At 51.3% G+C, this 25,641-nt stretch carries 27 protein-coding genes; 8 read left to right on the top strand and 19 right to left on the bottom strand.

Annotation, left to right across the window (positions count from 1 at the left end; genetic code table 11):
• Positions 1–24 precede the first annotated feature (24 nt).
• Positions 25–942, bottom strand: coding sequence for a LysR family transcriptional regulator (locus tag BH714_RS01825; protein WP_032677633.1), 918 nt, complete (start codon positions 940–942; stop codon positions 25–27).
• Positions 943–1,045: 103 nt separating this feature from the next.
• Between BH714_RS01825 and BH714_RS01820 the strand changes: the two genes are divergently transcribed.
• Positions 1,046–2,254: an MFS transporter gene (locus BH714_RS01820; RefSeq protein ID WP_032677632.1), complete on the top strand. Its 1,209-nt coding sequence runs from the start codon at positions 1,046–1,048 to the stop codon at positions 2,252–2,254.
• Positions 2,255–2,442: 188 nt separating this feature from the next.
• On the opposite strand, the gene BH714_RS01815 is transcribed toward BH714_RS01820, so the two are convergent.
• Entirely contained in the window at positions 2,443–2,799 is a 357-nt protein-coding gene (locus BH714_RS01815; protein ID WP_040016883.1) for a nuclear transport factor 2 family protein, read from the bottom strand.
• Between the two features lie 15 nt (positions 2,800–2,814).
• Positions 2,815–3,774: a LysR family transcriptional regulator gene (locus BH714_RS01810; protein ID WP_032677630.1), complete on the bottom strand. Its 960-nt coding sequence runs from the start codon at positions 3,772–3,774 to the stop codon at positions 2,815–2,817.
• 92 nt (positions 3,775–3,866) lie between these two features.
• Between BH714_RS01810 and BH714_RS01805 the strand changes: the two genes are divergently transcribed.
• The gene (locus BH714_RS01805; protein WP_014169039.1) at positions 3,867–4,343 is read left to right on the top strand and encodes a GNAT family N-acetyltransferase; all 477 of its coding nucleotides are present in this window, start codon (positions 3,867–3,869) and stop codon (positions 4,341–4,343) included.
• 108 nt (positions 4,344–4,451) lie between these two features.
• Here the strand turns inward: BH714_RS01805 and BH714_RS01800 are convergent, their stop codons facing one another.
• The 10 genes from BH714_RS01800 to BH714_RS01755 form a co-directional block, all read right to left on the bottom strand.
• Positions 4,452–4,838, bottom strand: a complete 387-nt coding sequence (locus BH714_RS01800) for a hypothetical protein (protein ID WP_040016881.1) — start codon at positions 4,836–4,838, stop codon at positions 4,452–4,454.
• A gap of 63 nt (positions 4,839–4,901) precedes the next feature.
• Positions 4,902–6,845: a putative bifunctional diguanylate cyclase/phosphodiesterase gene (locus BH714_RS01795; protein WP_032677628.1), complete on the bottom strand. Its 1,944-nt coding sequence runs from the start codon at positions 6,843–6,845 to the stop codon at positions 4,902–4,904.
• 16 nt (positions 6,846–6,861) lie between these two features.
• Complete coding sequence (locus tag BH714_RS01790; protein ID WP_020885054.1) at positions 6,862–7,356, bottom strand: putative pterin-binding protein; 495 nt, start codon at positions 7,354–7,356, stop codon at positions 6,862–6,864.
• 409 nt (positions 7,357–7,765) lie between these two features.
• Complete coding sequence (locus BH714_RS01785; RefSeq protein ID WP_032681464.1) at positions 7,766–8,353, bottom strand: TetR/AcrR family transcriptional regulator; 588 nt, start codon at positions 8,351–8,353, stop codon at positions 7,766–7,768.
• A 75-nt stretch (positions 8,354–8,428) separates the two neighbouring features.
• The gene (locus BH714_RS01780; protein WP_040016880.1) at positions 8,429–8,974 is read right to left on the bottom strand and encodes a cytochrome b; all 546 of its coding nucleotides are present in this window, start codon (positions 8,972–8,974) and stop codon (positions 8,429–8,431) included.
• A complete protein-coding gene (locus BH714_RS01775; protein WP_040019003.1) occupies positions 8,971–10,026 on the bottom strand; it encodes a catalase family peroxidase in 1,056 nt (351 codons plus the stop codon). The genes BH714_RS01780 and BH714_RS01775 overlap by 4 nt, the downstream gene beginning before the upstream one ends.
• Before the next feature lie 97 nt (positions 10,027–10,123).
• On the bottom strand, positions 10,124–10,687 hold the full coding sequence (gene aroQ, locus BH714_RS01770) for a gamma subclass chorismate mutase AroQ (RefSeq protein WP_040016879.1): 564 nt from the start codon (positions 10,685–10,687) through the stop codon (positions 10,124–10,126).
• 334 nt (positions 10,688–11,021) lie between these two features.
• On the bottom strand, positions 11,022–11,669 hold the full coding sequence (locus BH714_RS01765) for an isochorismatase family protein (protein ID WP_020885059.1): 648 nt from the start codon (positions 11,667–11,669) through the stop codon (positions 11,022–11,024).
• A 170-nt stretch (positions 11,670–11,839) separates the two neighbouring features.
• Complete coding sequence (locus BH714_RS01760; RefSeq protein WP_040016878.1) at positions 11,840–12,754, bottom strand: LysR family transcriptional regulator; 915 nt, start codon at positions 12,752–12,754, stop codon at positions 11,840–11,842.
• Between the two features lie 232 nt (positions 12,755–12,986).
• Entirely contained in the window at positions 12,987–13,724 is a 738-nt protein-coding gene (locus tag BH714_RS01755) for an SDR family oxidoreductase (RefSeq protein WP_014169027.1), read from the bottom strand.
• A 125-nt stretch (positions 13,725–13,849) separates the two neighbouring features.
• Here BH714_RS01755 and BH714_RS01750 point away from each other — a divergent pair, with 125 nt between their 5' ends.
• Positions 13,850–14,758 carry a LysR family transcriptional regulator gene (locus tag BH714_RS01750; RefSeq protein ID WP_020885062.1) on the top strand — a complete coding sequence of 303 codons (909 nt, stop codon included), beginning with the start codon at positions 13,850–13,852 and terminating at the stop codon, positions 14,756–14,758.
• A 19-nt stretch (positions 14,759–14,777) separates the two neighbouring features.
• Here BH714_RS01750 and BH714_RS01745 read toward each other — a convergent pair whose 3' ends face one another.
• Positions 14,778–15,647: a LysR family transcriptional regulator gene (locus tag BH714_RS01745; protein WP_014169025.1), complete on the bottom strand. Its 870-nt coding sequence runs from the start codon at positions 15,645–15,647 to the stop codon at positions 14,778–14,780.
• A gap of 113 nt (positions 15,648–15,760) precedes the next feature.
• Here BH714_RS01745 and BH714_RS01740 point away from each other — a divergent pair, with 113 nt between their 5' ends.
• From BH714_RS01740 to BH714_RS01725, 4 genes are all read left to right on the top strand, one after another.
• Positions 15,761–16,507 carry a glucose 1-dehydrogenase gene (locus BH714_RS01740; RefSeq protein WP_040016877.1) on the top strand — a complete coding sequence of 249 codons (747 nt, stop codon included), beginning with the start codon at positions 15,761–15,763 and terminating at the stop codon, positions 16,505–16,507.
• 49 nt (positions 16,508–16,556) lie between these two features.
• Complete coding sequence (locus BH714_RS01735; RefSeq protein WP_040016876.1) at positions 16,557–18,014, top strand: MFS transporter; 1,458 nt, start codon at positions 16,557–16,559, stop codon at positions 18,012–18,014.
• A gap of 107 nt (positions 18,015–18,121) precedes the next feature.
• Positions 18,122–18,505, top strand: a complete 384-nt coding sequence (locus BH714_RS01730) for a RidA family protein (protein WP_020885066.1) — start codon at positions 18,122–18,124, stop codon at positions 18,503–18,505.
• A gap of 99 nt (positions 18,506–18,604) precedes the next feature.
• Positions 18,605–19,387 carry an alpha/beta fold hydrolase gene (locus BH714_RS01725; protein WP_080765222.1) on the top strand — a complete coding sequence of 261 codons (783 nt, stop codon included), beginning with the start codon at positions 18,605–18,607 and terminating at the stop codon, positions 19,385–19,387.
• An 86-nt stretch (positions 19,388–19,473) separates the two neighbouring features.
• Here the strand turns inward: BH714_RS01725 and BH714_RS01720 are convergent, their stop codons facing one another.
• Together BH714_RS01720 and BH714_RS01715 are read right to left on the bottom strand one after the other, a co-directional pair.
• Entirely contained in the window at positions 19,474–20,868 is a 1,395-nt protein-coding gene (locus BH714_RS01720) for a sensor histidine kinase (protein WP_040016874.1), read from the bottom strand.
• Positions 20,868–21,545 (bottom strand): response regulator, encoded by a 678-nt coding sequence (locus BH714_RS01715; RefSeq protein ID WP_020885069.1) that lies wholly within the window; start codon positions 21,543–21,545, stop codon positions 20,868–20,870. Before BH714_RS01715 ends, BH714_RS01720 begins: the two co-directional genes overlap by 1 nt.
• Positions 21,546–21,750: 205 nt before the next feature.
• Between BH714_RS01715 and BH714_RS01710 the strand changes: the two genes are divergently transcribed.
• Entirely contained in the window at positions 21,751–22,587 is an 837-nt protein-coding gene (locus BH714_RS01710) for a MipA/OmpV family protein (RefSeq protein ID WP_040016873.1), read from the top strand.
• A 152-nt stretch (positions 22,588–22,739) separates the two neighbouring features.
• On the opposite strand, the gene BH714_RS01705 is transcribed toward BH714_RS01710, so the two are convergent.
• The 3 genes from BH714_RS01705 to BH714_RS01695 form a co-directional block, all read right to left on the bottom strand.
• Positions 22,740–23,057, bottom strand: coding sequence for a YebG family protein (locus tag BH714_RS01705; protein ID WP_014169017.1), 318 nt, complete (start codon positions 23,055–23,057; stop codon positions 22,740–22,742).
• 76 nt (positions 23,058–23,133) lie between these two features.
• Positions 23,134–24,921 (bottom strand): hybrid sensor histidine kinase/response regulator, encoded by a 1,788-nt coding sequence (locus BH714_RS01700; protein ID WP_014169016.1) that lies wholly within the window; start codon positions 24,919–24,921, stop codon positions 23,134–23,136.
• The gene (locus BH714_RS01695) at positions 24,918–25,550 is read right to left on the bottom strand and encodes a LuxR C-terminal-related transcriptional regulator (protein ID WP_040016872.1); all 633 of its coding nucleotides are present in this window, start codon (positions 25,548–25,550) and stop codon (positions 24,918–24,920) included. The genes BH714_RS01700 and BH714_RS01695 overlap by 4 nt, the downstream gene beginning before the upstream one ends.
• Positions 25,551–25,641 lie beyond the last annotated feature (91 nt).

Here is a 25,641-nt window from a genome sequence, read left to right as displayed (position 1 = left end):
TCTCTGTAGCTGTTTCATCTATCCTTAGGCTGCTAAGGATAGATTGCTCAAATTCTGCTGTATGTATTCAATAAGCGCTCGTGTTTTAGCGGGCAAATAACGCTTGTCTGAATAAAGTGCGTACAATTGAAGTGGGGCTGGCGGTTGTTCGAACTTAGTCTCGATCAGTCGTCCATCGTCGATGTAGGGCTGGCAGGCCTGTTTCGAAAGAATAGCGAAACCAACACCCGCTACCGCCGCGCGTCCTGCCATCTCTCCGCTGTTTACCCGGTAATGGCCTTTAACCTTTATCGTCTCAAATCCCCCCTTTTTATTCACAAACTGCCACGGAGCACCTTTAAGTGCATTTACCGTGGTAATACAGGGTAATTCTTCAAATTGCTGTATACGAGAAGGTATGCCATAACGCTGAATGACGGAGGGGGCTGCAACGATGGTGCAAGGGATCGTCACCAGGTGACGGGCTATGTAATCACCGTCATCCATCTGGCCACGGCTCACAATGATGGCTAAATCGAGATCGTCTCTCAGGGATTCAAGACCAGACAAATTTGTGACACAGCTAATTTCCAGATCCGGGTGCTGGCAGGCGAAATCGGCAATCACAGAACCCAGCAGTGCAGGACCTATTTCATTGGGAATACAGATACGTAGTGGCCCCTTGAGCTGCATCTGCCGCAACGTTAATTCTGTTTCAGTCTGCTCAAGTGCATCCATTAATGGCTTCGCCCGGGAATAGAGCAGGTGCCCCGCTTGTGTGAGTTTCATATGTCGGGTGCTGCGCTCAATGAGCTGAAGATTCAGTCTGTCTTCTAGCTGAGAAATACAACGACTAACGTTTGATGTCGGCATTTCAAGGACTTTAGATGCCCCAACAAAACTTTCTCTTTCAACCACCGCAATGAAAACTTTCAGGGTATTAAAATCAAGAGCTGGTCGCATAGACTATCCCATAAATGATAACAATACGTGCCAGTTTTACCATCTACTGAATAAGATTGAAAGCAATTAAACTCGGATATCTTTTACCCACAGGTCGCTTGTTATGTCATCGGTCACAACAACGTTTAATCATAAAGCCCTCATCCGGATAGCGGTTGTCATGGCTTTTATCCAGTTCACAAATGCGCTGGAATATATGATGTTCAACCCTGTTTTTGCTTTTATGGCAGCAGACTTCGCCGTTCCCGTGTCATTCTCTGGCTACGTATCGGGCATGTACACCTCCGGGGCGGTCCTGTCGGGAATTATCGCCTTTTACTGGATTGGTCGTTTCAATAAGAAACGTTTTTTAATCGCCAATATGGCACTACTCGGCCTACTGACACTTTTGACGACATTTACCTCCAGCTTTAGCCTTCTGCTTACATTACGATTCTGTGCCGGATTGGCTGGAGGCACAACTATGGGGGTGAGTATCAGTATATTGATAAATCTCGCACCAACTAACTTGCGAGGGAAATTGTTGGCGACGGTAATTGCATCATTTCCGATGATAAGCATTGCCGGAATGCCCACGATACTATTTTTGTGCGCTCATTACGGTTGGCATGTCGCTTTGTGGCTAACCAGTACGCTGTGTTTGTTGGCAATGCCACTGATTGTATCCATCATCCCTCAGGATACAGTCTCTTTCGATACACCCCACGCACTGCCTCTCGACGTTAATACTTTACTGTTCGCTTCCAGTAATGCGCTGGTACAGTTTAGCCCGATGCTGGTCATTCCTGTTTTGGTACCATTAATGACCCAACAGCTGGGGGGCTCTCAATACCTGCTGCCATGGCTGTTTTTCGCCGGGGGCATTGCAGGATACCTGTCAACAAAAATGACAGGTGCGCTAACTCCGCATTTTTCTGCAGTGAGTCTGGCTACAGGGTCAACTTTCGTTTTTTTACTCGCTTTGCTGATACCTGTTATGGGCTATTCGAATCCGACGCTATTTATTATTTTATTTCTCGGTGCATCTTACAGTCGTCTGGTTTCCTCCTCGGCGGTGAGTATTCAGTTTCCTGATGACAGGCAACGAGCGGGATTTTCTTCATTGCAGTCATCAATAATGTACCTGATCACAACTGTCGCATTTTTTCTGTCTTCTTTTCTATTATCTGGGCACTCCATAGCACAACAAAATATGAACACGTTGCTGGGGGTATGTGCAATTTCCGCATCAGGGTTCCCCATCATCGTTATCATTCTGCAAAAGAAGCTGGCTAAGCGTACGCTCCAGCCAAATCATCTCATCAATGATTAGCATAACGTCCGCTTCTGGCACAAAGCGGACCGACATAAGAGCCGCAAGGTTTGCTACGAGCGATAAGCGACCCCACAAACTTAAAATGAGTGCGGAGTAATGCCGCTATTTCAGGTCACTCCGTCGGCTGGCTTAACTCACCCCACTTGAGATCCAGAAATCGTTTTCTGCGGTGCGCTCCTGGGACCTTATCCGCTCACCGCAACAGGTGTCCCCTGATGGAATACCAGTTTCCATTGCCCGCTCCCGGCCCGCTCCCAACACGAAGAACGCAAAATCGGGCGAGCGCCGTCCGCATTGAATGTCCTGTAGTGTAATATCGCGACATCCTCTCTTATTTGGATGAGCTGAAAGTCGCTGCTGAGAATGGTCGGGATAACTGTTTCGGCAGAAAGTGCCTCTATTGTCTGCGAACGATCGATCAACACACCTGATCGTGTCATTTCCCTGAACTGGTCGTGAAGTATCTGTTCAAGCCATTCACGATCGTTGCGCCTGCTGCCATGAAGCGTGCGTTCCAGCGTTTTCAACTGTTCCAGAAGCATGGCATTTACCCTCATTCAAATTCGACTGTCAGTTGCATGGCCATAAATGTTTTGCGGCAACTCGTCCGCCAGCATGTGAAGTGTCGTCTTCAGCCATTTGGTTGCCCCTCTCTGGCCACTGCGTTTATGCGAGTAAATCTTTACTTCAAACGGGCTTATGGTGAACGGCAATGAAAAAATCTGAATACTGGCAGCATGTTTCAGCTTCTCAGCAGCAAAACGGGGGATGGCCATTAGCAGGTCACTTTCCGCAACGATAAACGGGGCACTCAGCATGGATGGCGTCTTAAGCGCTATCTGCCGCGTATACCCCAACTGCTCAAGCCGTAAATCCAGTACACCCTGCTTTTCGTTCCAGGGGGTTATCACCAGATGCCGTGCGGCAAGATAATCTTCCAGCGTCAGCTGTGTTCGGCGGGTATTGCTGATGACAACATACTCATCCTCAAACCAGTTTATCTCGTCCAGTTCATTGTGACGGATATCGTCGGGTGTACTGAATCCCAGCGCCAGATCCACTTCTCCTGCCAACAGTTCGTTCAGCGCCGGGCTGTGTGGCAAATAGCGTAAATCAAAGCGCAAGCCAGGAGCTTCCTGCTGCAGCCTCTGCATCAACGTCGGGAAAATGCACAACGCGGTAAAGTCCGTAATCGCAATCTGGATCCGCTCCGTGCTTTCGCAAGCCACGAACGCCGGTTGTACAGTCAGCTCCTGATTGAGAAATTTCAGTGCTGATGCAATAGAGGGCGCGAGCTGGGTGGCATACACGCTTGGGCACATCCGGTGTCCTTCCCGGTAAAATAGCGGGTCATTGAGCGCAATACGCAGTCGGGACAGTGCGTGGCTCAACGCAGAGGTGCTCATCGCCAGTTCATCCGCAGCGAGGCGAACGGAACAGTGCCGATAAATGGCGTCAAAAATGAGCAGCAGGTTTAAATCAAGACGTCGCAGCGCTGGATGCATAATATTCATCATTGGGTGATTTCATTGCACTTAATTCTTCTGACAATACCCCCTATGCTTAATGCCATCAATAACGATGCCTTGCAAAAAAGACAGGAAAACATATGAGTATCAGCCTTCGCCAGGCCCGCCCGGAAGATGCCTCCGCTATTTACGATATGATTTATGAGCTGGCGGTTTACGAAAAAGCCCCGCAAGAAGTGGTCACCACACCGGATGAGATTCGCGAAACACTCTTTGGCGACGGCAGCCATACCGAAGCGTTAATCTGCGAGATTGAAGGGAAAATCGCCGGATACGCCGTGTTCTTCACCAGCTACTCCACATGGCTTGGACGTAACGGTATTTATATGGAAGATTTGTATATTTCCCCCGATTATCGCGGCAAGGGCGCGGGAAAAGCGATGCTGAAGAAAATTGCGCAATATGCCGTGGAACGGCGCTGCGGACGCCTTGAATGGAGCGTACTGGACTGGAACCAGCCCGCAATTGATTTTTACCTCAGCATTGGCGCATTACCTCAAAACGAATGGGTACGGTATCGCCTGGAGGGTAACGCGCTGTTGAACTTTGCCGAATAACGCGACCGTGTTGCAGCAAATTGCAGATGCAGGCTGCTTCTGTTGAGGGGCAGTCATGTTCGCGTTGAGGGGAGTATCAGGAACACATTGATCAGGCTTCGGGCCTGTTCAGCCGCGGCGTGTTCGTCGGTGGAGTATTTCTTCGACATAATGGTCAATGGCAATATTGTGCTCACGGCTCACGCGCGAAATGAATATGTGCAAAAGCGCCAGCGATGCGTGGAGTGTGACTGCGACCAGGTTGTCGAAGTCTTTCTGAGTGAAACGGTCATTCCCCTTCAGTGTCGAATGCTGGAGCAAAGTGTGGGCCGTGATCTCGAGGACGGCTCGCCTGTAATCGCTCGACAGCAGGACATCCAGATCGGTCTGGCGAAGATCAAACGTGAAGTTAAAACTGACAAATCCGGAATCGACCGGCAAAGAGTAGGTCAGTCTGTCACCCTGTTGCTCAACGTACGGTTCATACCCCTCCCCCATCAGCCGTTGCGCCTGCATATCGCCCTCTCTTCTCTTCCAGGCGCCAGGCACACGTGTTGACCAGTGAGCGTCACCGCAGGATTAAACAAGTGTTTCACCCGCTTTGATTGATTGACTGATAAAGGGCGCGGGCTTTCCAAAGAGATATCCTTGTGCCAAATCACACCCCAAACGTTGAAGGCATAACAGTTGATCATTGGTTTCAACGCCTTCAGCAATAATTACCATATCAAGGCATTTCGCCATGCCGACCATTAATTTTGCGATGGTCTGAGTTTCTTCATCCGTGGATATTGTTCGCACAAAAGATTTATCGATTTTTATTTTATCAAAGCCTAACTGAATCAATCTTGAAAGGGAGGAATAGCCCGTACCGAAATCATCAATAGAGATTTTTATGCCCAGCACTCTGAGCGCCATAAGGATTTCGATGGGGGTTTCACTGTCGGTAAACAGCGAAGATTCCGTCACTTCCAGCTCAAGCCGGGTAGCGGGCAACCCCGTTTCGGCCAGCACTGCGCGTACTGTATCGACAAAATTCATACTGCTTAACTGCACCGGAGACACGTTGACAGAGATCCTTGCTGGCACCTTCCATGTCGTCGCTTCCTTGCAGGCGATTTCAAGCGCGGCTTTGCCTATCTCATGGATGAATCCCGTTTTCTCTGCTACCGAAATAAAATCATCCGGCGCAATGATGCCCTTAACGGGATGATTCCAGCGCAGAAGGGCTTCATAGCCATATATTTCAGTGGTGTACGAATCAACAATCGGCTGATAGTAAACGACCAACTCTTTATTTGCGACTGCCACTGATAAATCACGCTCCAGGGTTCTGCTTTCCTCGAGCTTTTGCAGCATGATGCGGCGAAACACTTTGATCATGTTTAAGCCTGCACGTTTAGCTTCATACAGAGCAAGATCGGCAAACTTATAAAGGTAATCTGAACGTCGTTCTAATTCTGAAACAACAATACCGACGCAGGTACCAATGGTGACGTTAGAGTTACCTATTATGTAAGGCTTTTTAATGCACTCACAGATTTCCATTGCCAGATTAACGGCACTTTCTTCTGTCAGCTCATGCGACAATAATGCAAACTCGTCGCCCCCGAGGCGATAGAATGTATTTGTTTCGTTGCTCATGGAGGATAAACGGTGCGCAACCTCACGCAATAACAGATCGCCGGCATCGTGACCAAAGCTGTCATTGACTTCTTTAAAGCGATCGAGATCAAACAACATGACCGTGACAGGCCTGTGTATGCGGCTCGCTATCGAGATATTATTAATAAGATCATCCCAGAAATAAAGCCTGTTTTTAAGCCCCGTCAACGAGTCATGGTAAACGTCATACGCCAGTTTTTTATTCTGTTGCTGGAGTATTTCCTTCGATTTCTGAAGTTCATTTGCCAGGCTGGTAACCTGTCGGTGAGTTTTAAGTATCTTCCTGTTCTGGCAGACGTTTAAAACACCCAATATCGCACTTAAAATAATCAGCAGAACCGAAAGGCCTGAGTAGATACGATACAGCTTTTGTATATTCTGGTTTGTCTCGTTGATGGAGTTAACATCATTGGAGAGTGCACTGGATGAAAACTGGCTAAGGGAGGAATCAAGCGCATACATTTTCTCAAGATAATCAGCAAGTTGAGCGCGACTCATCCCTTCCAGATGATGATCAAGATAATCAAGCGTTTCATGCAGATTTTTTGCCAGTGCATTATGGCTTTTATTCGACTTTACATATTTCCCTAAATCGCCTTCTTTCAGTAACTCACGCTGGCTAAGCATGATCTCCAGCCGCATGCGGAGATCGTCCATGGTGATATCAGGATTATTGTCAGAATAACGGCTGATCCACGACTCCAGCCTGTAGTATTCTGAAACCATCTGAGAGACAGACCAGGAGTCTTTATAATGGTTGAGTTTTTGCAGATCCTCCTGCCGCTCATGCAAAAGAAATGAAATATACCCGGTTGTAATGAATAGGAAAAATATAATGCCTACCAGGATCCTGTTCATGCATTTCTCCAGATTATTACTCTACGACCATTTTGCTAATCTGCCATGCTGATCTCGAGTAATAGACCTGGTTATCCAACTCTTTGTTACTTTCATAAGGATAGACAATAAACAGAGGGCCCTTGTCGCGAACGCGCATATATTGGCCGTTCATTTTTATTGCAAGGATCACGTTATATTTTGTGAAGTCTTCAATGGGAATTTCAGTCGTATAATCATTGAGCGCGGTTACACTCAGAACAGTGCCTTTGGCGCCGACCAGTTCCATGAGTTTTTTCATGGGAATACCCTCAAAGCTTGTCTGGTCATTATACCATGGGTTACGGGTACGCATGGTAACGAGGCCGATTTTTTCCAGGCCAGCGATATCAAAGACTGCAGCGCCATTTTGATTACTGTTCTCGATTTTCCCGGAGATGGTTAACACGGGTTTCCCTTCAAGCTTAGGGAGTTCCTTCCCCCAGGAACAGGTCGAAATAATCAAGAAAAGTAGGGTGATTGCCATTCTCATGCGCGATGACTCCATTAAGGAAATAGGTATGTCTTGTCGTCTATTCTGACACAAATTGTTACCAGCCAACCAGATAAGACTCCAGGACGAAACGGTCCCGTTATACTCTCGTTTAACGGTCCATGACAGCCATCCCGACGTTGTTGCTTGCCGTATCGTCATTAACAAAGATTAGCCTTCAGACGTGTCCCTGTCTCCCTTTTACACCATGATAATATGAGACAGAGCAGGTTATTAAAATTGGACGAAGGCGGAATTTGAAAAAATTGTCGTTTCTAATCCCCCGTTGCGTCTTAAACGGTCAGAATTTGTGCGGAGTGGTCAATTATTGGTACGGAATACCCTCAGGAGAGATGCACATTGCGCCCTTATAAGCAGGTTAAAAGGGCAATGTCGTGCTATCGAGCGATCAATCCGACACAAGAATATTGTCGATGACCGGCTGGACGATTTGCTGAAATACTTTCGCGTCGTTAAACGCGCGTGCGGCTAACATGGCACCATGTACCGTTGCCATTAACTGCCCCGCCTCGCTGGCGTGGGTTGACCGGACAGTAAAGCATTTTTCCCTTTCTCCTCTCTGAAGCAACTCCGTCAGCCAGCCAGAGAGATCGGCGAAATGTCCCGTCACTTCCGAAGCGACTTCGGGCGGCAACGTCGGCAGTTCGGCGGCAAGCATCGCGCAGATACAAAATGGCGCAGAACCGTCCTGGATGCATTTGGCCCAATAATCGGCATAGGCCTGAAGTTCGGCAACCGGATTATTTAGTTGATGGCTTAATGCCTGCATTCCGGCGCGGGCCTCCTGGCGATACTCGCTCACGACGACCCTTACCAGCTCCGCCTTGCTTGAAAAATGGTGGTGAATACTCGCCTTGCGAATATTCACCTTTTCAGAAAGGTCGGCAAAACTGAAGCTTCGGTAGCCACCGGTGGTAAGTAATTGTCGGGTGAAAAATACAATGTCGTTTGCTTTCTGTGAACGTTCGGTGGACATAGCCGTAACCCATTGTCAGTATACAGATCAATAAGATATCAGAGAGCAGAGCGAAAACCTACCGACAGGCCGCCTTTACTGCCGCCGTCTGCCGGTCCCCGCCATACTGTCAAAGACGCCATCTCGCAGCACTAACGCATGAAAAAGCGCGGCCGCCAAATGCAGCATCACGGTAGCAAATAGCATCAGCGCAACCAGAGAGTGCAAAGGGCGCAGAATGGCAAACCAGTCGTTATTCACCGGAACAATGGGTGGCAAAACAACCCCGCCGCCGAGGGTGATGGGGTACCCCGCCGCTGACTGCATCGCCCAGCCAATCAGGGGCTGAAGGAACATCATGAGGTATAACACCCAGTGTGAGAGATGCGCTATCAGGCGCTGCCAGGCCGGTATGGAAGCCGGTAGCGAAGGGACGGAGGTATAAAACCTCAGCCATAGCCTGACCACCACCAGAACCAGAATCATCAGCCCCAGCGGTTTGTGGATCGCCACCAGCAGGGCATGCTTCGACGAAATGGTTGAAACCATCGCAATGCCGATAAACAGCATTGCCACGATAGCCGCCGCCATGAACCAGTGCAGAATGCGCAACGCCGGATGGAAATAAGCAACCTGTTTCATAAGCCAGCTCCTGACTGTTGGGACTGTTCACGGGTACGCGCATTGTAGGATTTGGCATAGGCCGCCGAGCGCGCATTCAGTAAAGGATCGTCCGAAGGGGCAATGCCATCGGGCAAAATCAGCGGATCGTAGTTGATGTCATTGCACGGACCGTTTTGCTGCGGTGTTGCACGCGTCAGCACGAGGATGCCGGCATTGATGGTTTGCCGATCTTCAGGCCAGACCTGGCTTGCATCGTTGCCCGGATCGCCCGGTTTAGCGACGGTAATCATCAGATCCCATTTCAGCGGCCCTTGCTTCAGGCGCTCTTCAAGATCGTGCTGCAGAAAATCTTTATCATTTTTATCCGCCTCGCTCATCGGCTGAGAGCCAATATGCGGCACCATACTCCAGCGGACCAGATGCTCTTTACCCGCTTTATCAATAAAGCGAAATGCATTCAGGCTATTAAAGCGATCGCTTGCCCAACTGGATGAAGGTACATACTGCTTTGCCCAGGCGAGGTAGGGTTGCATCTGAGGATGCGCGATCACAAACGCCTTAAGCTTATCGGGGTTGGGTTTACCGGTTGCCGGATCGGGCAGAGTCAGGTTTTGCAGCGCATAGAAGTCTTCAACGGTAGAGACCGGAAAGCGTGGCATCGCGTTCATGCCTGTTCGCCACTGCTCGCCGTTGCTCTGCCTGAATTGCAGCGCCATGCTGCGCACGGGAACGGCATAATCCGGCGCTTTTGGGTTACCCCCTGCGATGGCGAAACGGCCCGTAACTGGCGTTTCGCCAGGGGCAAATAGCGCTGCTCGCGATAACGAACTGACCTGGCCGTTAGAGATAAAATCCCCCACCACGCACACGCCCTTCGCGTGATTGCGGCGAAAACCGGGATGTTCCCCACCCGATTTCTGCAATACCGAAACCAGTTTGTCAGACGTCAGACGATTCGGCGTCAGCCAGCCGCCTGACCAGAGAAACAGCGCTATCAAGACAAGGGGAATAATCGCGACCAGGCACAGGCGGACTATTTTTTGGCCGGTGGAAAGTGAAGTGTTCGTCATATTTTTGCTCACACAGTGAATACACAATCAAATACGCGAGAACGTATTCCTGAAAACATTAAGCACGTCTTTCGCTGCTGGCGTGATAACTCGCCCATTAAGACGCGCCACAGGATGAATGAAGCAGGATTTTTTTAACTGTAGCCCAGAGCCGCTCTTTATCTCTGTCACGTACTTTTTCATGCTGAATTTCTCGCATGAATGCCGCTTTATCAGCTCCGGAAAAGCCGCCCTCCGTTTTTAATTTCCGGGCGATACTGCGAAGCGTTGATTCATCGGCATGGGCAATTTTTGCTCTCACCGCAGAGAGCGGCATCGGTGTCCTCGGTGTGTCTTCTTCCATCAGCCAGTCGGCACAATGGAAATGCTGGATAGCCTTCGCAATGTCCATCTGCAGTTGAATGAAAGACCTGACGCTCTCTCTTTCCAGCCCTGACGCGTGGGCGACAGCAAAGGCTCTTTCAAGCACGTCCCGTTCCTGTTCAGGGTCGGCAATTGCCTGACCCTGCTGCGCCTTATACGCTGCAACCTCTTTCATCAGGCAAAAACGCAGGTTGATACTCATGCCAGGGCCGGAAAAAACCTCGATCGCTGTCGTTGTTTCCGCAATGCCATCTCCCTGAATGGATGGCCCTGCCGCTAACTCATGCTTTTTCTCCATTACCGATCTCACTTATCGCATAGGTAAAAAAATAACGTTCTCAGGCCCGGATCCGGTTGGCTGGAAAGTGAACGAAAACCAACCTACCAGTTGGTAGGTTTAGTGTCAATTTCATCACTCATTTTTTACTCAATGCTGGATGCCATGTTTGTTCGGAATGGTTTTCAAAAGAATTCGGGGTAAGACAGGCTGCCGAAACGGCGAGCGAGGGGGAACGAAGAAAGATGAACAGAACTCAGAAAAAACATGCGGGCAGGAATACTGCATCCTGCCCGCATACCGGCCATACGGTCATTCCACTCCCCCAGCAAAAAAAATCGTATGGCGAGTTATCTTAGGCGTGAACCATATCTGCACAATACTGGATGCCAATACCGAACGCTCCGCCATGTTTCTGGCTGATCGAAGTGGTCAGTTCGTAGGTTTCATGACGTGCCCAGTCACGTTGCAGTTCAAGCAGGTAAGTCAGGGCAGTAATCGGCTTTGCGCCAGCCTGAATCATGCGTTGCACAGCGCGTTCATGAGCTTCTGCACTCATGTCACCGCTGGCGTCTGTGACTATATAGACGTCAAAACCTTGCTCAATGGCAGACTGAACCGGACCATTCAGACAGACCGAGGTCCACAGACCTGCAAACACCAGGCGGTCGCGCTCCAGTTTGTTGACGGCATCAACAAAATTACCATCTTCCCATGCGTTTGAGGTGGATCGGTTAACGTACGACGCGTCATCCGGGAATACCGCTGAAACTTCAGGAAATACCGGGCCCGCAAAATCATGGCGTGAAATCGTCGAAACAAGGGTCGGAATATTAAACCCCTTACCTGTTTCCGCGAGGACTGCAGTATTTTGTCTCAGCAGGCCGATATCAATATTTTTCACATTGAACGCCATCTGGCTCTGGTGATCCAGCAGGATCAGCGCATGGTTTTCCGGGCTTAACAGATTTCTGGCCGCTGCAGGTGTTGCTTTAATCGTCATAATAATTTCCGCGATGTTTGTTTAAATTTATCAGTGTATTAAGGACCTGATTCGTGAACTCGGGAAAACTATACAAAACAAAATATTCTTTTGTCCGTTCATTTTTGCAAAGGGCTTATTGCAAAAATGAACGCTGTGAAATATTAATGAATTTTATATGAAAAAAGGAATTAACATGTTTGTCCGAATATTCTCTTTCTGTTCTCTGCTAAATAGTGGGAACAGTGATTCATAAATTCCCTTATTTTTGCTGATTTCCTTACATCAGGATGCGCGAGCAGCCAAATGTCTTCACCCAGTCCCTCCACGATGGGGCTAATCTGAGCCAGTTTATCTATCTGATTGCCATGCATGCAGGGTAACAAACCGATCCCAATCCCGCTTGAGATTGCCGACGCAACACTGAGAACGGAGTCGCCGCGAAAGGTGATATTTTTCTCGGGAATATTTTTTTCAATCCACAGAAAGGCGTTTAACTTAGACATTGCGTAATGGAAGGAGACCCAGCGATGCTCCGTGAGCGCCATAGCATTGACTTGCTTTTTTTCCCATTGTTCACGTAAACCATACACTGCCCAGAACGCCGATCCCACCTTGCGGCCGGAAAGATGCTCCGGAATGTCTCTGGTGGCTCGAAACGCGATATCCGCCCCGCCATCGAACAAATTGACGGATTCATTTCCTGTCGAGACCTGAAAGGTAATGTGGGGATTTACCCGGCTAAATGACGCGATCAGCGGGTTAAGGTAATCCTGCAAAAGGGCATCTGACGTGGTGATCCTTATCTCCCCCGAAAAACCGCATTCATCCTCTTCAATGTTTTGTAGAACATAGTGGATATCCTCTTCAATGCGGTGTCCCAGGGCGATCAGCGCGGTTCCGGCTTTTGTCGGAACGTAGTGGGTACGGCGACGCAGAAAGAGGGCTAATGCCAGCGACGTCTCAATGGCCCCCAACCGACGAAACAAGGTGGAATGATTGATGCCCAGAGCATCTGCGGCGCGTGACAGATTACCGTGCTCACCTATAGCCATAACAGTTTTCAAATCATCCCAGGAAAAGTTCTGGGAGGTCATTTTCTTCATACTCTTTAAATCCAAATATCTTATCGGCAGGCCAGCTGTAAAAATTGCTGGCGGATGCGCTCGGCAATGGCATTGACCACCGCCGCACTCTCATCAGTCGGATCAATATCAACCCGGAAGGGACGTTTCCCGCAGGTGTATTGACGATATTGACTATTGCCTGCGCGGCATGACCGTGCAGGCCTCATCGCTCATTTACCCCGGAAGCGTATGCATCCGCCTGTCGGGGGGATTAGGCGAAGCCACCGTTTACACGAATAACCTGCGAGTTGATCCAGCTCCCGTCCGGACCGGCGATCATCGCTACTGCGCTGGCGATCTCTTCTGGGGTACCGATGCGCTCGAGCGGGGCCAGTTTTGCAACGGCCGCAACCTGCTCTTCGCTCTTACCGTTAAAGAAGAGCTCAGTCCCGGTGGGGCCCGGAGCAACGGCATTAACGGTGATATTTCTGCCCCGCAGTTCGTTTGCCAGCACGTGTACAAGCCCTTCCACGCCTGCTTTTGAGGCGATATAGGGACCATAAGCCGGGAAGGATTTGGCGATCACGCTCGTCGAAAGGGCAATGATTCTGCCGCCTTCACTCACGGTTTCAGCAGCATTTGCCAGCACCAGAAATGCGCCACGCAGGTTGGTATGAATGACACGATCAAAATCGTGAAGACCGGCAGGGGTAATCTTCGCCATTGGCATGATCCCCGCGCTGTGCACCACCACATCCAGTCTGCCGGTAACCGCTTTCGCTTGCTGGAACAAGTGGCTGACGTCCGCTTCGCTGGCAACATCAGCCTGAATCGCCGTCGCACGGCCACCTTTAGCGACGATGCTCTGCACGGTTTGCTCTGCCGCCTCGGCATTACCTGCGTAATTCACGATAGTGGTAAAACCGTCCCGCGCGAGACGCTCAGCAATGGCGCGGCCGATACCACGGGAACCGCCCGTAACAAGGGCAGTTTTATTGACTTTGTCCATCGTTCTCTCCGGTTTCAGTGAAAGGGGGTCTGAATGGAGATATTAATGTTTTAGCGGGAGAGATAAATGGGTGATATTTGATAACATAATTCCATTATCGTTAATAATCGCCTTCAGGATCCGTGATGGATAAATTTGATACCATGCTGCTCTTCACCCGCATTGTAGAGCTTCAAAGCTTCAGTCAGGCCGCGGACCAGCTAGGGATCCCCAGAGCGACGGCCAGCAATGCAATAAAAAGCCTGGAGAAAAACCTGGAGTGTCGTCTGCTGGAGCGGACGACCAGACACGTGCGGGCCTCGCTGGATGGCGAGGCATTTTATGAACGCTGCGTGCATATTCTTTCTGAACTGGACGATGCGGAGTCTTCCCTGCGTCATTCCGGCGTAAGACCACAGGGGATTTTGCGCGTGAATCTTCACGGGGCCCATGCAACCCGCATTGTACTGCCCCGTATTGACGAGTTTCACGCCCGCTATCCCGCCATCAGGCTGGTTATCAGCAGTGGGGATCGTCTGGTCGATCTGATTCGGGAAGGCGTTGACTGCGCCGTACGCGCGGGCAAGCTCTTTGATTCATCATTAATTGCCCGGCCTTTAGCCCAGATGCCTCAGGTTATCTGCGCCAGTCCGGACTATCTTCGTAAGCACGGCCGACCGATGACCCCTGACGATCTGCTTTCTCACCAGAGCGTCAATTTCTTTTCCACCAGCCGGGGTAAGAACTATCCTCTGGAACTCATTGTTAACGGTAAAGAGAAAAGCTATCCGACCAAAGGCTGGATGACAGTGAATGACGCAGAGAATTACGTTATTTGCGCGTTGCGTGGATGCGGGCTGGTTCAGCTTCCACGTTATCATGTGGACGATGCCCTTCGGGATGGCCTGCTACAGGAAGTGTTAAGCGACTGGAAAAGCCCGGCCATGCAACTTTCGGCTATCTATCCACAGCACCGACAGCTGTCTCCCCGTGTCCGGATTTTTGTAGACTGGCTGGTTTCTCTCTATCGGGAACGCTTTGAGGTGAACGCTTAATGGCTGCGTAAACCGTCGCTCACGTTGACGGCGCCGCGGGATCGGCAAGCATCGCATCGGCGATATCCAGCATAACCCGCAGGCGATCCATATGCCGGAGGTCAGAGTGATACCCTACCCATATATCTTTGGACGGCGGTGGCTCCGGCATGCTGATAGCCGCTAAGCCGGTGATGGCATCACCAAGCGGGCGCGGTAACACGGCGATGCCCATTCCGCGCTGGCACATCTGTGCCTGTACGGCCCGGCTGGTACTGGTGAACACACGTCGTGACTGGGGGAACCTGTCGAGCAGCCAGGCGACGTCAGAGAAGTGGGATTGTGCCGTGTTCATCAGAATAAGCCCCACTGCGGCCGGATCGTGTCGGGCGATATCGGCGATTTCCGGCGTTCCATATAGCGCATAGGGGATGCGCATCAGGCGGCGCTGGACAATATCCGGTTCGGTAAAGGGAACGATGCGAAACGCAATGTCGGCATCACGCCGCGACAGGTTAAGTAGGCGGTAGCTTGCGATAAGCTCCGGCACAATCGCCGGATGGCGGCGCGTCAGTTCCTCCAGGACAGGTGCGAGTACATAGTTGGCAAACCACTCTGCTGAAGAGATCCGCAATATCCCTTCAAGACGTTCGTGATTACCGGCGAGACGCCGCTCCATCGCCAGCGCGGAGTTTTCCATCGCTTCTGCCAGCTTCAGCACCCTGTCGCCAGCGTCGGTCAGAACCAGACCCTCCTGTGTCCGGCGAAATAGCGCTTGCTGCGCCTCTTCCTCAAGCGCCTTTATCCGGCGACCAATCGTCGGATGGCTCACACCCAGGCTTCGTGCCGCCTCGCCGAAAGAGCCCTTACGCATAACTGCAAGAAATACCCGGACGTCGCCCCATTCCATGCCAGTGTCTCACCGTACAAAAATGAACATTGAATATACAAAAGTGGCAGTTCCAAAACAACTTTGTCGATATCACTATAGCGTCCTCACCCCCCAGTCAGGAAATGAATGACATGTACAAATTAAAAGACAAAGTGGCGATTGTAACCGGTGGTTCCAAAGGCATCGGAGCCGGGATTGCCCGTCAACTGGCGGCTGACGGCGCGAAGGTCATTGTCAATTACGCGTCAGGCAAAAGTAGTGCTGATCACGTCGTTGCCGATATACAGGCTGCCGGTGGGCAGGCGGTAGCGGTCGCGGCGGATGTCACCCGTCAGGCTGAGGTTGAGGCGCTGGTTAACGCGGCCATCGACATTTTCGGGCGGCTGGACATTGTGGTGAACAACGCCGGCATTTATGAGTTCGCCCGCATTGAAGAGAGCACAGAGGCACTCTACCGCAGACAATTCGACATCAATGTTCTGGGCCCGCTGTTAATGTCCGGCGCTGCTGCGCCGCATCTGAATAAAGGCGGCAGCATCATTAACATCAGTTCGTTCGTCACCCGCGTCTTTATCGCCGAGAGTGCCATCTACAGCGGCACCAAAGGGGCGATCGATGCTATTACCGGGGTACTGTCACGAGAACTCGGCCCCCGGGGAATTCGCGTCAACGCGGTCAACCCTGGCCTTATCGAAACGGAAGGCAGTCATAGTGCAGGCGCGATGAACTCGGACTTCCAGACATGGAATGAAAAGCAGACCCCACTCGGCCGCATCGGTCAGGTGCAGGATGTTGCGCCAATCGTCTCATTTCTCGCATCAGACGATGCGGGATGGATCACCGGTGAGGTGATTCTTGCCTCCGGTGGCATGCGCTAACGCCCTGCCTCTCAATCTCTGCACATAACCGTTACCTGTGGAGTGTTCCATGTCGACCCCTATCCTCCCGCAAGCCGAGCCGCGTCGCTGGGCAATGTTTGTCATCCTGCTGGTTGGCGCATTTTTGCCCCCGCTCGATTTTTTTATCGTCAATGTTGCGCTGCCTGCTATTCAGGACGAGCTGAGCGCCTCTTCCTCTGCTGAACAGCTGGTCATTTCGTCCTATGCAGCCGTGTATGCCGTAACCTTAATTACCGGCGGCCGTCTGGGTGATATTTATGGTCGTGGGAAGATGTTTTTTATAGGGCTTATCGGTTTTGCGGCGGCATCGCTGCTGTGCGGTTTAGCCTGGTCACCATGGGTACTGATTAGTGGACGCGTGTTACAGGGTGCTACGGCCGCGATTATGGCGCCTCAGGCACTGGCTTCCGTACAGGCCATTTTTCCGGAAGCGGAAAAACCGTTCGCGTTGAGTATCTATGGCGCTGTATTTGGCCTCGCCTCGGTTATCGGGCAGGTAGTGGGCGGTATCCTGATCTCAGCGGATCTGTTTCACCTGGGATGGCGCGCTATTTTTCTCGTTAACTTGCCGGTGGCGCTGCTGGTCATTCTCTTCGGGTTGCCACTGCTGAAAGAGACGCGTGCGCCATCCGCACAACGACTGGACCCGGTCGGCATGTTACTGGCGACCGCCACGTTGAGTGCGCTGATTGTGCCGTTAATTGAAGGCCGTGAAGCGGGATGGCCCTGGTGGACATGGCTGTCATTTCTGGCTGTCCCGCTGCTGGCGTCGCTGTTATGGCGTTATGAGCGTCGCCTTAGCCAGAACGGCGGTTCGCCTCTGCTTGATCCGGTCGTGTTACGCGCACCGGGGCTGGGCCAGGGGCTGGCGATCGTTTTGCTGTTTTATTCTATCGGGGCCTTCTTTCTTTTGTTCTCCGTTTATCTACAAGATGCGTTGCAGTTAAACGCCCTGACTGCGGGCCTGCTTTTTCTGCCTTTTGGCGTGGGTTTTCTGATCGGTCCGTTGCTAACACCTTATCTGAGGCGTTTTGTCGGCAATTACCTGAGCGCAATCGGGATGGGATGCGAGACGTTGGGGTTAGCAGGCCTGGCAGGGTTGATTGCCCATACCATGACGGGTAGCGCACCGTCCATGCTGCCACTCGCCGTATTGCTTTTTATCACCGGCCTCGGCCAGGGACTGGCGATGCCGACGCTGGTCCGGATGGTGACAGGCCGCGTTGCACCGGCGTTTTCAGGCATGATTGCCGGAGTAACCAGCTCGACACTCCAAATCAGCACTGCGCTGAGCGTCGCCGTCATCGGTGGCATTTTTTACAGCATGCTGGACACCGGCAGAAGCGGTGCAAATATTACGCATGCCTTTATCGTCGCCCTTCTGGCGATGGCGATATGCCTGGCCACGGGTGCCGCGCTAAGCATCCGGCTTATCCGGCAGGCCTCCGGTTTATTTTCTGCTGCGAGCGGCGCCTCTATCAAGTAACGTAACAGACAATCAACTGGCTGAGGCGTGGACATCCTTGCCCATGTTCCTCCCCAGCGTGCCGTTTACCCATAGCACGTACTCCTGCATCAACCTGAGAAAAAATCATGAAAAAATCGATAGTCCCTGAAGAATTCCAACACTATTTCGATGACTGGCACTTCTCGCCTGTCATCGAAGCAGATGGCACGGTGTATCTCTCTGGTGTTACCGCGGCACGGAAGGACAAACCGATAAGTCAGCATCCGGAAGAACAATTCCATGATGCGTTTTATAAGCTTGGTGTTTATTTGAAAGCCGCAGGCTTAGGGTATGAAAATATTCTTGAGATGACCACTTTTCATATTGATCTAAAAAAACATATAGACGTTTTTTCTAAAGTGAAAGATGAATATGTAAAGGCACCCTACCCGGCATGGACCGCGATAGGCGTATCAGCGTTCATTCCAGAAAATGCGCTGGTGGAAATGCGGATTGTGGCTAAAAAATAGTACCACCGTGTGTCCCCAAATCACCTCAGGCACGAACCGGATCGACTTAAGCGCCGCAAGGTCTGCTACGAACAAACGGCAGACCTCGACGAGACGACAATGTCTTCATCAACTGCAATAGGCTATGTTTACAGATTCAGAAACCCTGGCAATGGCACTGCGGCCAGAAAATGGGACTTGCCGATGAATGCAGAGAACCTTCCTGTGGTACTTATCCCGGGATTTATGCTTGATGAAACATTGTGGGACGATTTTATCACCGCATTTCCCGAGCGCAGGCTCTTTATACCTGCAAGCCTGGGCCAGGGAACCACAATCCAGGATATTGCCGCTGACATAGTCCGGAAACTACCGGAGCGTTTTGTGCTGGCCGGCTTTTCGCTAGGTGGTTATGTTGCCAGAGCTATTTATGAGGCTTTTCCGGAACGGACAGCGGCGATGATCCTCATTGCCACATCTCTCCGAGAGGATTCGGCAGAACAGATAAATACCCGTGTTGCTGCAGCGAATATCAATTCCTCCAGAGAATTTAGTGGGCTGAGCACAACGGCCATTAGAAAATCACTTCATGCTGATCTCGCCAGTAATACGGCCATTATTGAGAAAATCCGTAATATGGGAAAAAGGCTGGGAGCCGATGTATTCAGAGTTCAGTCAGGGCTAAACCGCGAGCGAATAACATTAGAACCCATTTCATGCCCGACCTACGTTATTGCAGCGAAACATGATCGGCTGCGTTCAACAGAGGAGGCAGAAGAACTCGCCAGGCTAACCGGAACCTGTGTGGATTATGTTGACGGTTGTGGACATCTTATTCCTCTGGAAAAACCGGATGAACTGGCCCAGCGTCTGTCCAGATGGCTCGATAAAACAGGCCTTTAAAATAACGTTGGTGCAAACAGAGTCCCCCTATTCTCTGCGAATCAAACGCCAGGTCATTTTTCTTAGATGTCTGCTTCTGGCCTCTGCTACGCATTTTCGGCTATCTGAGTTGGGAAATCGACAGTGACCAGCAGCCCGCCTTCTGCAGACGTACACAGGCCTACGCTGCTGTTGTGTTGCTGTGCAACCGCGTTGACGATGGCAAGCCCCAGTCCACTCCCGCTTTGCATCTGGTTGGGATCGCGAAAAAATCGGTCGAACACACGCTCCCTCAATTCAGGCCGAATACCGGGCCCGGCATCTGAGACACGAAGCTGCGTGGCGTTATCCCGCGATCGTATCTCTACTTCAACCCGTCCGCCCTCAGGGCTGTACTTGACTGCGTTCTCAATCAAATTGTCAATCAGCGACATCAGGCGCTCCCTGATGCCTGTGATCCAGACTTCATCATCAGAGATGAATTCAAGCTCTATCCTGCGCTCCGTAGCCAGCGGTTCCAGTGCAGCCATTCGCTCCTGAATGAGCGTCGTCAGCGGCACTGGCTGCATAACGGTATCAATACGTGCTTCACTGTGCATCATCAGCAATAATTGATTGACGAGTCGGGCGGCCCGGCTGTTGCTGCGAACAATCCCCGCCAGTAATTCCTGTTGAGTCTCATTGCTTACATACGACTGCAGCGCCTCCACGTTGATTCGCATTGCAGCCAGAGGAGTACGCAGCTCGTGAGCGGCATCAGCAATGAAAATCCGTTCCCTTTCCGCGCTTTCGCGCACCCTGGCAAGAAACACGTTTATCGCGTCCACCATTTGACGAAGCTCCCTGTGTTTTGGCATGGCTTTTAATGGAGAGAGATCGTCTGGCGTTCGCAAGGATATTTCATTTACGACCTTGCTCCAGGGTCGCATTGCAATACGAATTGACAGCCACGCGGGAAATAAAAGAAAAGGAATGCATACCAGTAGCGGCAATATGTAATAGCCACGCGAGTTCAGGTAGATAAAGAAGTTCCAGCCTCCTGCAGGCGTCACAAGTGTCACCTCCACATCGGAGTTCCCGGATTTTAGCGTACGGCTGGTCCAGGTGCGCCCCTCACTCTCAATGCGCTGTAATTCCCCAAATTGGGTGTTTACGACCCCTGTTGGTGCGCCATCAGATGAATAAATTATCTCGTTATGTTTGCGAATAATGAGGCTGATTGACAGTTCGGGATCTTCACCTCCGCCATATCCTTCCCGCAACGCCTTACTGAACGTGTTCAGCACATCGGTGCGTTCCTGCGGGCGATCGTCCATACTGTCCACCAGCGTAAAAAGGGTTTCGTAGGTCTTACTGCCCGTTAATATCGGGGGGCTACGCAAGTCCTCCCACAAAACAAAAGTCAAAAAAAGACACCACAGCAAGGTCAGCAGCAGCATCTGGGCGATGATGATTCGCCGTACGAGCGTGGGGAGTCTCAGGGTGCGCCAGATATTTCGCATCAATCACCGCCTTTGTAGATCGGTACAGTATCAATGACATACCCCACCCCTCTCACCGTTCGCACATAACCGTCCCCGATTTTTCGACGCAAATTCCCCATATGCACGTCGAGAGCATTACTCAGATTTTCTTTGGTGCCGAAGATTCTTTCTTCCAGAAATCGTCGTGTAAGCACGCGGTCAGCGCGCAACATTAACGTTTCAAGCAGCGCGTATTCACTTGCCGTCAACTCCACGTGACGGGCACTCACCGTCACGCGACGCGTTGGCACATGCAGAGATAACCCTCTGATTTCTATTGCCTCATTCTGAAAACCGTAACTGCGGCGCGCAAGCGCTCTTACCCTGGCCAACAACTCGGCGAGAATAAAAGGTTTAACAAGGTAATCGTCTGCACCGGCATCCAGCCCGCACAGGCGATCCTGTAGCGTGCCTCGGGCAGTCAGGATGATGACAGGGATCCCCTTGAACTGCTGCCGCAAGCAGGTCATCAGGCCCATGCCATCGCCATCGGGCAGTCCCAGGTCGAGCAATATCAGTTCTGGCACGCAGGCATCAAGCTGATGCAGCGCATCCTCTTTGCGGCGAACCCATATGACATCAAATCCTTGATCTGCAAGGGCGATCCGCACGCCATTGCCCAGATCCAGGTCGTCTTCGATTAGTAGAATTTTCACATTGGTTACGGTATCAACAGTGAATGAAGAACGTCTTAAGAAAAAAACGGTTTCGATAAATCTATCAGGTTTACTGCAGCGGTACTTGCTTCAGCGTTTCTTCATTTTCGGCTCATAAGAACCTTAGGGTGCGTATTCAAACTGAGAAAACTGGCGTGAATAACCGCTTGTATCGTCATCATTTGAATCCACAAGGACTTCTTTAATGAGAAACATCGCACTGCGTCATCAGTTTCCTCCTTTGCTCCCGCCTCGCAGCCTGAAAAAAATAGTGCCGGGAGTCGTTCTGGCGTTTCTGACCACCCCGACACTGGCGGCAGAACAGAACCAGGGTAACGTATTGACCCTGGGGGGAGGTGTGGATATTGCGCCACGCTATTCTGGTTCGGATAAAAGCCGCGCCACTACAGCATTAGTGCTTGATTACTCCATGGCAAATGGCGTCTTTATCAGCACCACGCGGGGTATCGGTTACGGTAACAGTGTCGGTAAACTGGAGTACAACGCTGCGCTGAGCTACCGCGCTGGTCGCAAGGATCGTGACGTGAACAGCGATTCAATAAGCTCCGGCAGTGACGACTTGCGGGGTATGGGTGACGTCAAAGGCTCGGCCATCATTGTGCCCGGACTGGGGTATAAGGTGACCGACTGGCTGAGTGTGCAATTGCAGGCTGAAGTGCCGGTTTCTGAAAGAAACAACGGTGAGGCCCTGCACTTCGGGATTATCAGCCCGCTTTATACATCACCGAAAAATTCCCTGACGCTGGCCCTGACCACCAGTTGGGGATCCAGCAAATACATGCAGACTTACTACGGAGTGAATGCCGCACAGTCAGCAGCATCGGGGTTTTCCCGACATGATGCTGGATCCGGTATTTATGCTTACTCGCTGAATGTGGACTGGACCCACAAGCTCACCCCGGACTGGAGCGTAGCTGTCGCAACAGGCGTTACGCAGTTGACGGGAGATGCAGGCAATAGCCCCATTGTTCAACGAAAAACGTCGCCCACGGGAAGTTTGAAAGTGACGTACAGCTTCTGATCGTGATGGGATGAGTGCTTCCCGACGACTTCTCGCTCTGAACTCTCAATAATATGTATTCGTCCCGCCCCTGTCAGATAACGGGGCGGCACTCAACACGCCCTGATGCCCCCCTGACTCGGGGCATCAGAATCGATGATGCACTCTGGCGATCAGGCAGCTTTAACGGCTCTGATTTTTTTACTGCCAGCCGCATCTGGCTCGGGGTTATCTGTGGCAGTGGCGGCATTGAGATCGGGAAGCTTGCTGGTACGCAGAATATGCTGCACGGCCTCTTTCTGCTCGGCGAGATACAGCCCAAGATTTTCAGCCTGCGTTTCATCCATCTGCATTCCGCTTTGCAACAGCCAGTCGGTGAACGCTTCTGCCATGTCGAGCAGTTTGTCGTGAGCGTCAGCCTCTTTTTTACTGGCAAATGTCATTTTCTCTTCACCTTTTCGTACGACAACATATTTTGTTTCAACAGCCATTACGCACCCCTCACACTGTATTTATATACAGTATAGTATTTCCAGAATTGTGTTGCAGTCAAATTGTACTTTCGTTTTAGCCCGAGCCTGCAGACCACTGTGTCAGTAGCGCATGCAGTTTGGCTGGCTCCAGCGGCTTACGCAACACCAGGTAGCCTTCCTGCTCCGCTTCCAGCAGAACCGGCGAGTTAAACTCCCCGCTGACCATCGCGCCGCTCATGTCGGGCAGACGTTCGAAAAGTGCTTTCAGGATGTCGAACCCGCTTTCGCCGGATCGCAGGCGCTGGTCGCACAGTACAGCAAATGGCGTGAAACCGTCGTCAATGATGGCAAAAGCGTCTTCGGCCGAGGCCGCGCAGCGCACGTTAATCCCCCAGAGGCTCATCAGGCTCTCCCAGGCGGACGTCACCAGCGGATCGTCGTCAACGATCAGGCAGGAGCCATGCAGTGGCGCATAGCGTACCGGTGTAGAGATGTTGTCACCGGCGGGCAGTGGATCCACCGCTTTCACGTCACCCGTGTATTGCGTAAAGCGCATCCAGAAGCGCGAACCTTTGCCTTCAATGGAGTGCATTCCATACTTCACGTTCATCAGCTTGGCACAGCGGGCAACCACCGCCAGGCCCAGCCCGTGCCCTGCGCTGTCGATCTTCCATGCCAGCTCGGGTCGGTAGTAAGGCGAGAAGATTTTGCTTTTTTCGTCGTCGGCGATCCCCACCCCGGTGTCCCATACTTCCACCAGACACTCGACACCGCGCGGACGGATGGCAACCAGCACACCGCCCTGTTGCGTATAGCGAAGGGCATTTTGTATCAGGTTAATCAAGGACTGACGCACCAGCAGCGGGTCCCCCATCACGAAGAGGCGACGTTTGGGCCGCCAGGTTCGCAGCCGCAGTGCGCGACTGTTGGCCTCTTCGCGAAACAGGGTGATCACCGAGTCGAGAAGCGTGCCGATGTCCACGCGTGTAGGGGCGGTCATTACATTGCCAGATTCAATTTTGCTGAGATCGAGCAGGGAATTGAACATCAGGTGCACCGAACGAACGCTCTGTTGCAGGTCAAGCAGCTGCGGCGTCAGGCTGTCGTCCTGGTTTCTGTGGATAATGGCTTCGATCAAAAAGCCCATGGCATGCACCGGCTGGCGAAGATCGTGGCTGGCGGTCGTCAGGAACTGATTTTTATCGAGCAACGCCTGTTCCGCTTCTTCTTTGGCCTGCCGGAACTGCTCCGCCAGGCGTGAGCTTTGCTCTTCCAGCAGTGCTTGCTGAATAAAGAACGCGTGGGACGTTAACGCATGGCGGTAAATTGCGAAGCCGTACAGCAGGTTCAGCATCAGCACGATGAACATCAGGTCATCCAGTCGCAGGATGATACCGAGAGTCAGAACTCCCCAGGAGGCAAAGAAAAACCGTGTGAAGGTGCTGATGACCGGCGTCAGATGCGTCGCATTGGCAGCGACAATAGCGGCAATGCTGATATTAAGGAGCAGGAAAAAGTCAAAATTCTGCGTCTGCGGGGTAATTAAATAGAGTGATGAAATCCCCAGCCCGTGAAAAAAGGCCACCTTATTAATGCGCGGAAGCCAGCGGCGCAGGACGGCCTCATCATCATTTTCTTTAACCTCTTGCTGATAGCGCCGATGCACTATTCGGATCGCCACAGCACAGAGCAAGTAAATTATTATCCAGGTAATGGTGGGACCCAGATCGTCCCCCAGCAAATGGATCCAGATAGCGAAAGGAATGCCGACAAAAGGCACAGCGCTAAAGCTGAATACCAGCCGCAGAAACGTATTATTCAGCAGGCGAATTTGCGCGGGGGGAGAGATGCCATCGTTCTGTGAACCCTGGAAAAACCTCATTCCGACGGCTCCCGTTTGCCATGCAGTAGCGTGATGGCTTCCACCCGACTGTTAACGCCTATCTTTTTCAGAATATTGCTGATGTGTTCTTTTACCGTGGGCTCAGAAATAGAAAGCTGGGCGGCAATTCTTTTATTTGGCAGGCCACGCATAATCATATTCAAAACATCAATTTGCCGCGGCGTTAAGTTAAATTTACTTAACTGCTCATTATTCGTCTTAACGGCACATTCGTTTGCACAAGGAAACCATGTCAGATTATCCGCCAGGGCAAAAACGGCCCGTGAGAATAATTCAGGAGGCTCGCTTTTCAATACGAAACCGTGTCCTCCGGCCGTATGCACTTTCTGCCAGATATCGTTATTTTCATCCCCACTGACGACCAGGAGGCGCACCTGAGGGTAACGTTGTTTCACTTCTTTGAGTAATTTCAACGCCGTACCGGAAGATAGCCAAAAATCGATTACCAGTAAACGTGGCGGGCCATTTTCCCTAATATGACGGTAGCAATCTTCTTCATTCGTCACGACATACGCCTGTTTGAACCGGCAATGTGTAATCAGAAAATTGGCGATGCCGCTTGCTACCAATGGATGGTCATCAACGACCAACGCATAATTCTGCCCCAAAGGAATCTCCTTTCACCTTCGCGTATCTGAGAGTACAGATGAATTATTATCGACCCACCCTACTTTAGGAGGGTTTTTTCAATTAGGAAAG

Source organism: Enterobacter ludwigii (genome assembly GCF_001750725.1).
Taxonomy (GTDB): domain Bacteria; phylum Pseudomonadota; class Gammaproteobacteria; order Enterobacterales; family Enterobacteriaceae; genus Enterobacter; species Enterobacter ludwigii.
Note: the sequence above shows the minus strand (reverse complement) of the source record. Positions and strands in the feature narration are given on the sequence as shown.

Coding starts and splice junctions, on each gene's coding strand:
- BH714_RS01825 (WP_032677633.1), bottom strand. CDS start 942: ATGCGACCAGCTCTTGATTTTAATACCCTGAAAGTTTTCATTGCGGTG.
- BH714_RS01820 (WP_032677632.1), top strand. CDS start 1,046: ATGTCATCGGTCACAACAACGTTTAATCATAAAGCCCTCATCCGGATA.
- BH714_RS01815 (WP_040016883.1), bottom strand. CDS start 2,799: ATGCTTCTGGAACAGTTGAAAACGCTGGAACGCACGCTTCATGGCAGC.
- BH714_RS01810 (WP_032677630.1), bottom strand. CDS start 3,774: ATGATGAATATTATGCATCCAGCGCTGCGACGTCTTGATTTAAACCTG.
- BH714_RS01805 (WP_014169039.1), top strand. CDS start 3,867: ATGAGTATCAGCCTTCGCCAGGCCCGCCCGGAAGATGCCTCCGCTATT.
- BH714_RS01800 (WP_040016881.1), bottom strand. CDS start 4,838: ATGCAGGCGCAACGGCTGATGGGGGAGGGGTATGAACCGTACGTTGAG.
- BH714_RS01795 (WP_032677628.1), bottom strand. CDS start 6,845: ATGAACAGGATCCTGGTAGGCATTATATTTTTCCTATTCATTACAACC.
- BH714_RS01790 (WP_020885054.1), bottom strand. CDS start 7,356: ATGAGAATGGCAATCACCCTACTTTTCTTGATTATTTCGACCTGTTCC.
- BH714_RS01785 (WP_032681464.1), bottom strand. CDS start 8,353: ATGTCCACCGAACGTTCACAGAAAGCAAACGACATTGTATTTTTCACC.
- BH714_RS01780 (WP_040016880.1), bottom strand. CDS start 8,974: ATGAAACAGGTTGCTTATTTCCATCCGGCGTTGCGCATTCTGCACTGG.
- BH714_RS01775 (WP_040019003.1), bottom strand. CDS start 10,026: ATGACGAACACTTCACTTTCCACCGGCCAAAAAATAGTCCGCCTGTGC.
- aroQ (WP_040016879.1), bottom strand. CDS start 10,687: ATGGAGAAAAAGCATGAGTTAGCGGCAGGGCCATCCATTCAGGGAGAT.
- BH714_RS01765 (WP_020885059.1), bottom strand. CDS start 11,669: ATGACGATTAAAGCAACACCTGCAGCGGCCAGAAATCTGTTAAGCCCG.
- BH714_RS01760 (WP_040016878.1), bottom strand. CDS start 12,754: ATGAAGAAAATGACCTCCCAGAACTTTTCCTGGGATGATTTGAAAACT.
- BH714_RS01755 (WP_014169027.1), bottom strand. CDS start 13,724: ATGGACAAAGTCAATAAAACTGCCCTTGTTACGGGCGGTTCCCGTGGT.
- BH714_RS01750 (WP_020885062.1), top strand. CDS start 13,850: ATGGATAAATTTGATACCATGCTGCTCTTCACCCGCATTGTAGAGCTT.
- BH714_RS01745 (WP_014169025.1), bottom strand. CDS start 15,647: ATGGAATGGGGCGACGTCCGGGTATTTCTTGCAGTTATGCGTAAGGGC.
- BH714_RS01740 (WP_040016877.1), top strand. CDS start 15,761: ATGTACAAATTAAAAGACAAAGTGGCGATTGTAACCGGTGGTTCCAAA.
- BH714_RS01735 (WP_040016876.1), top strand. CDS start 16,557: ATGTCGACCCCTATCCTCCCGCAAGCCGAGCCGCGTCGCTGGGCAATG.
- BH714_RS01730 (WP_020885066.1), top strand. CDS start 18,122: ATGAAAAAATCGATAGTCCCTGAAGAATTCCAACACTATTTCGATGAC.
- BH714_RS01725 (WP_080765222.1), top strand. CDS start 18,605: ATGTCTTCATCAACTGCAATAGGCTATGTTTACAGATTCAGAAACCCT.
- BH714_RS01720 (WP_040016874.1), bottom strand. CDS start 20,868: ATGCGAAATATCTGGCGCACCCTGAGACTCCCCACGCTCGTACGGCGA.
- BH714_RS01710 (WP_040016873.1), top strand. CDS start 21,751: ATGAGAAACATCGCACTGCGTCATCAGTTTCCTCCTTTGCTCCCGCCT.
- BH714_RS01705 (WP_014169017.1), bottom strand. CDS start 23,057: ATGGCTGTTGAAACAAAATATGTTGTCGTACGAAAAGGTGAAGAGAAA.
- BH714_RS01700 (WP_014169016.1), bottom strand. CDS start 24,921: ATGAGGTTTTTCCAGGGTTCACAGAACGATGGCATCTCTCCCCCCGCG.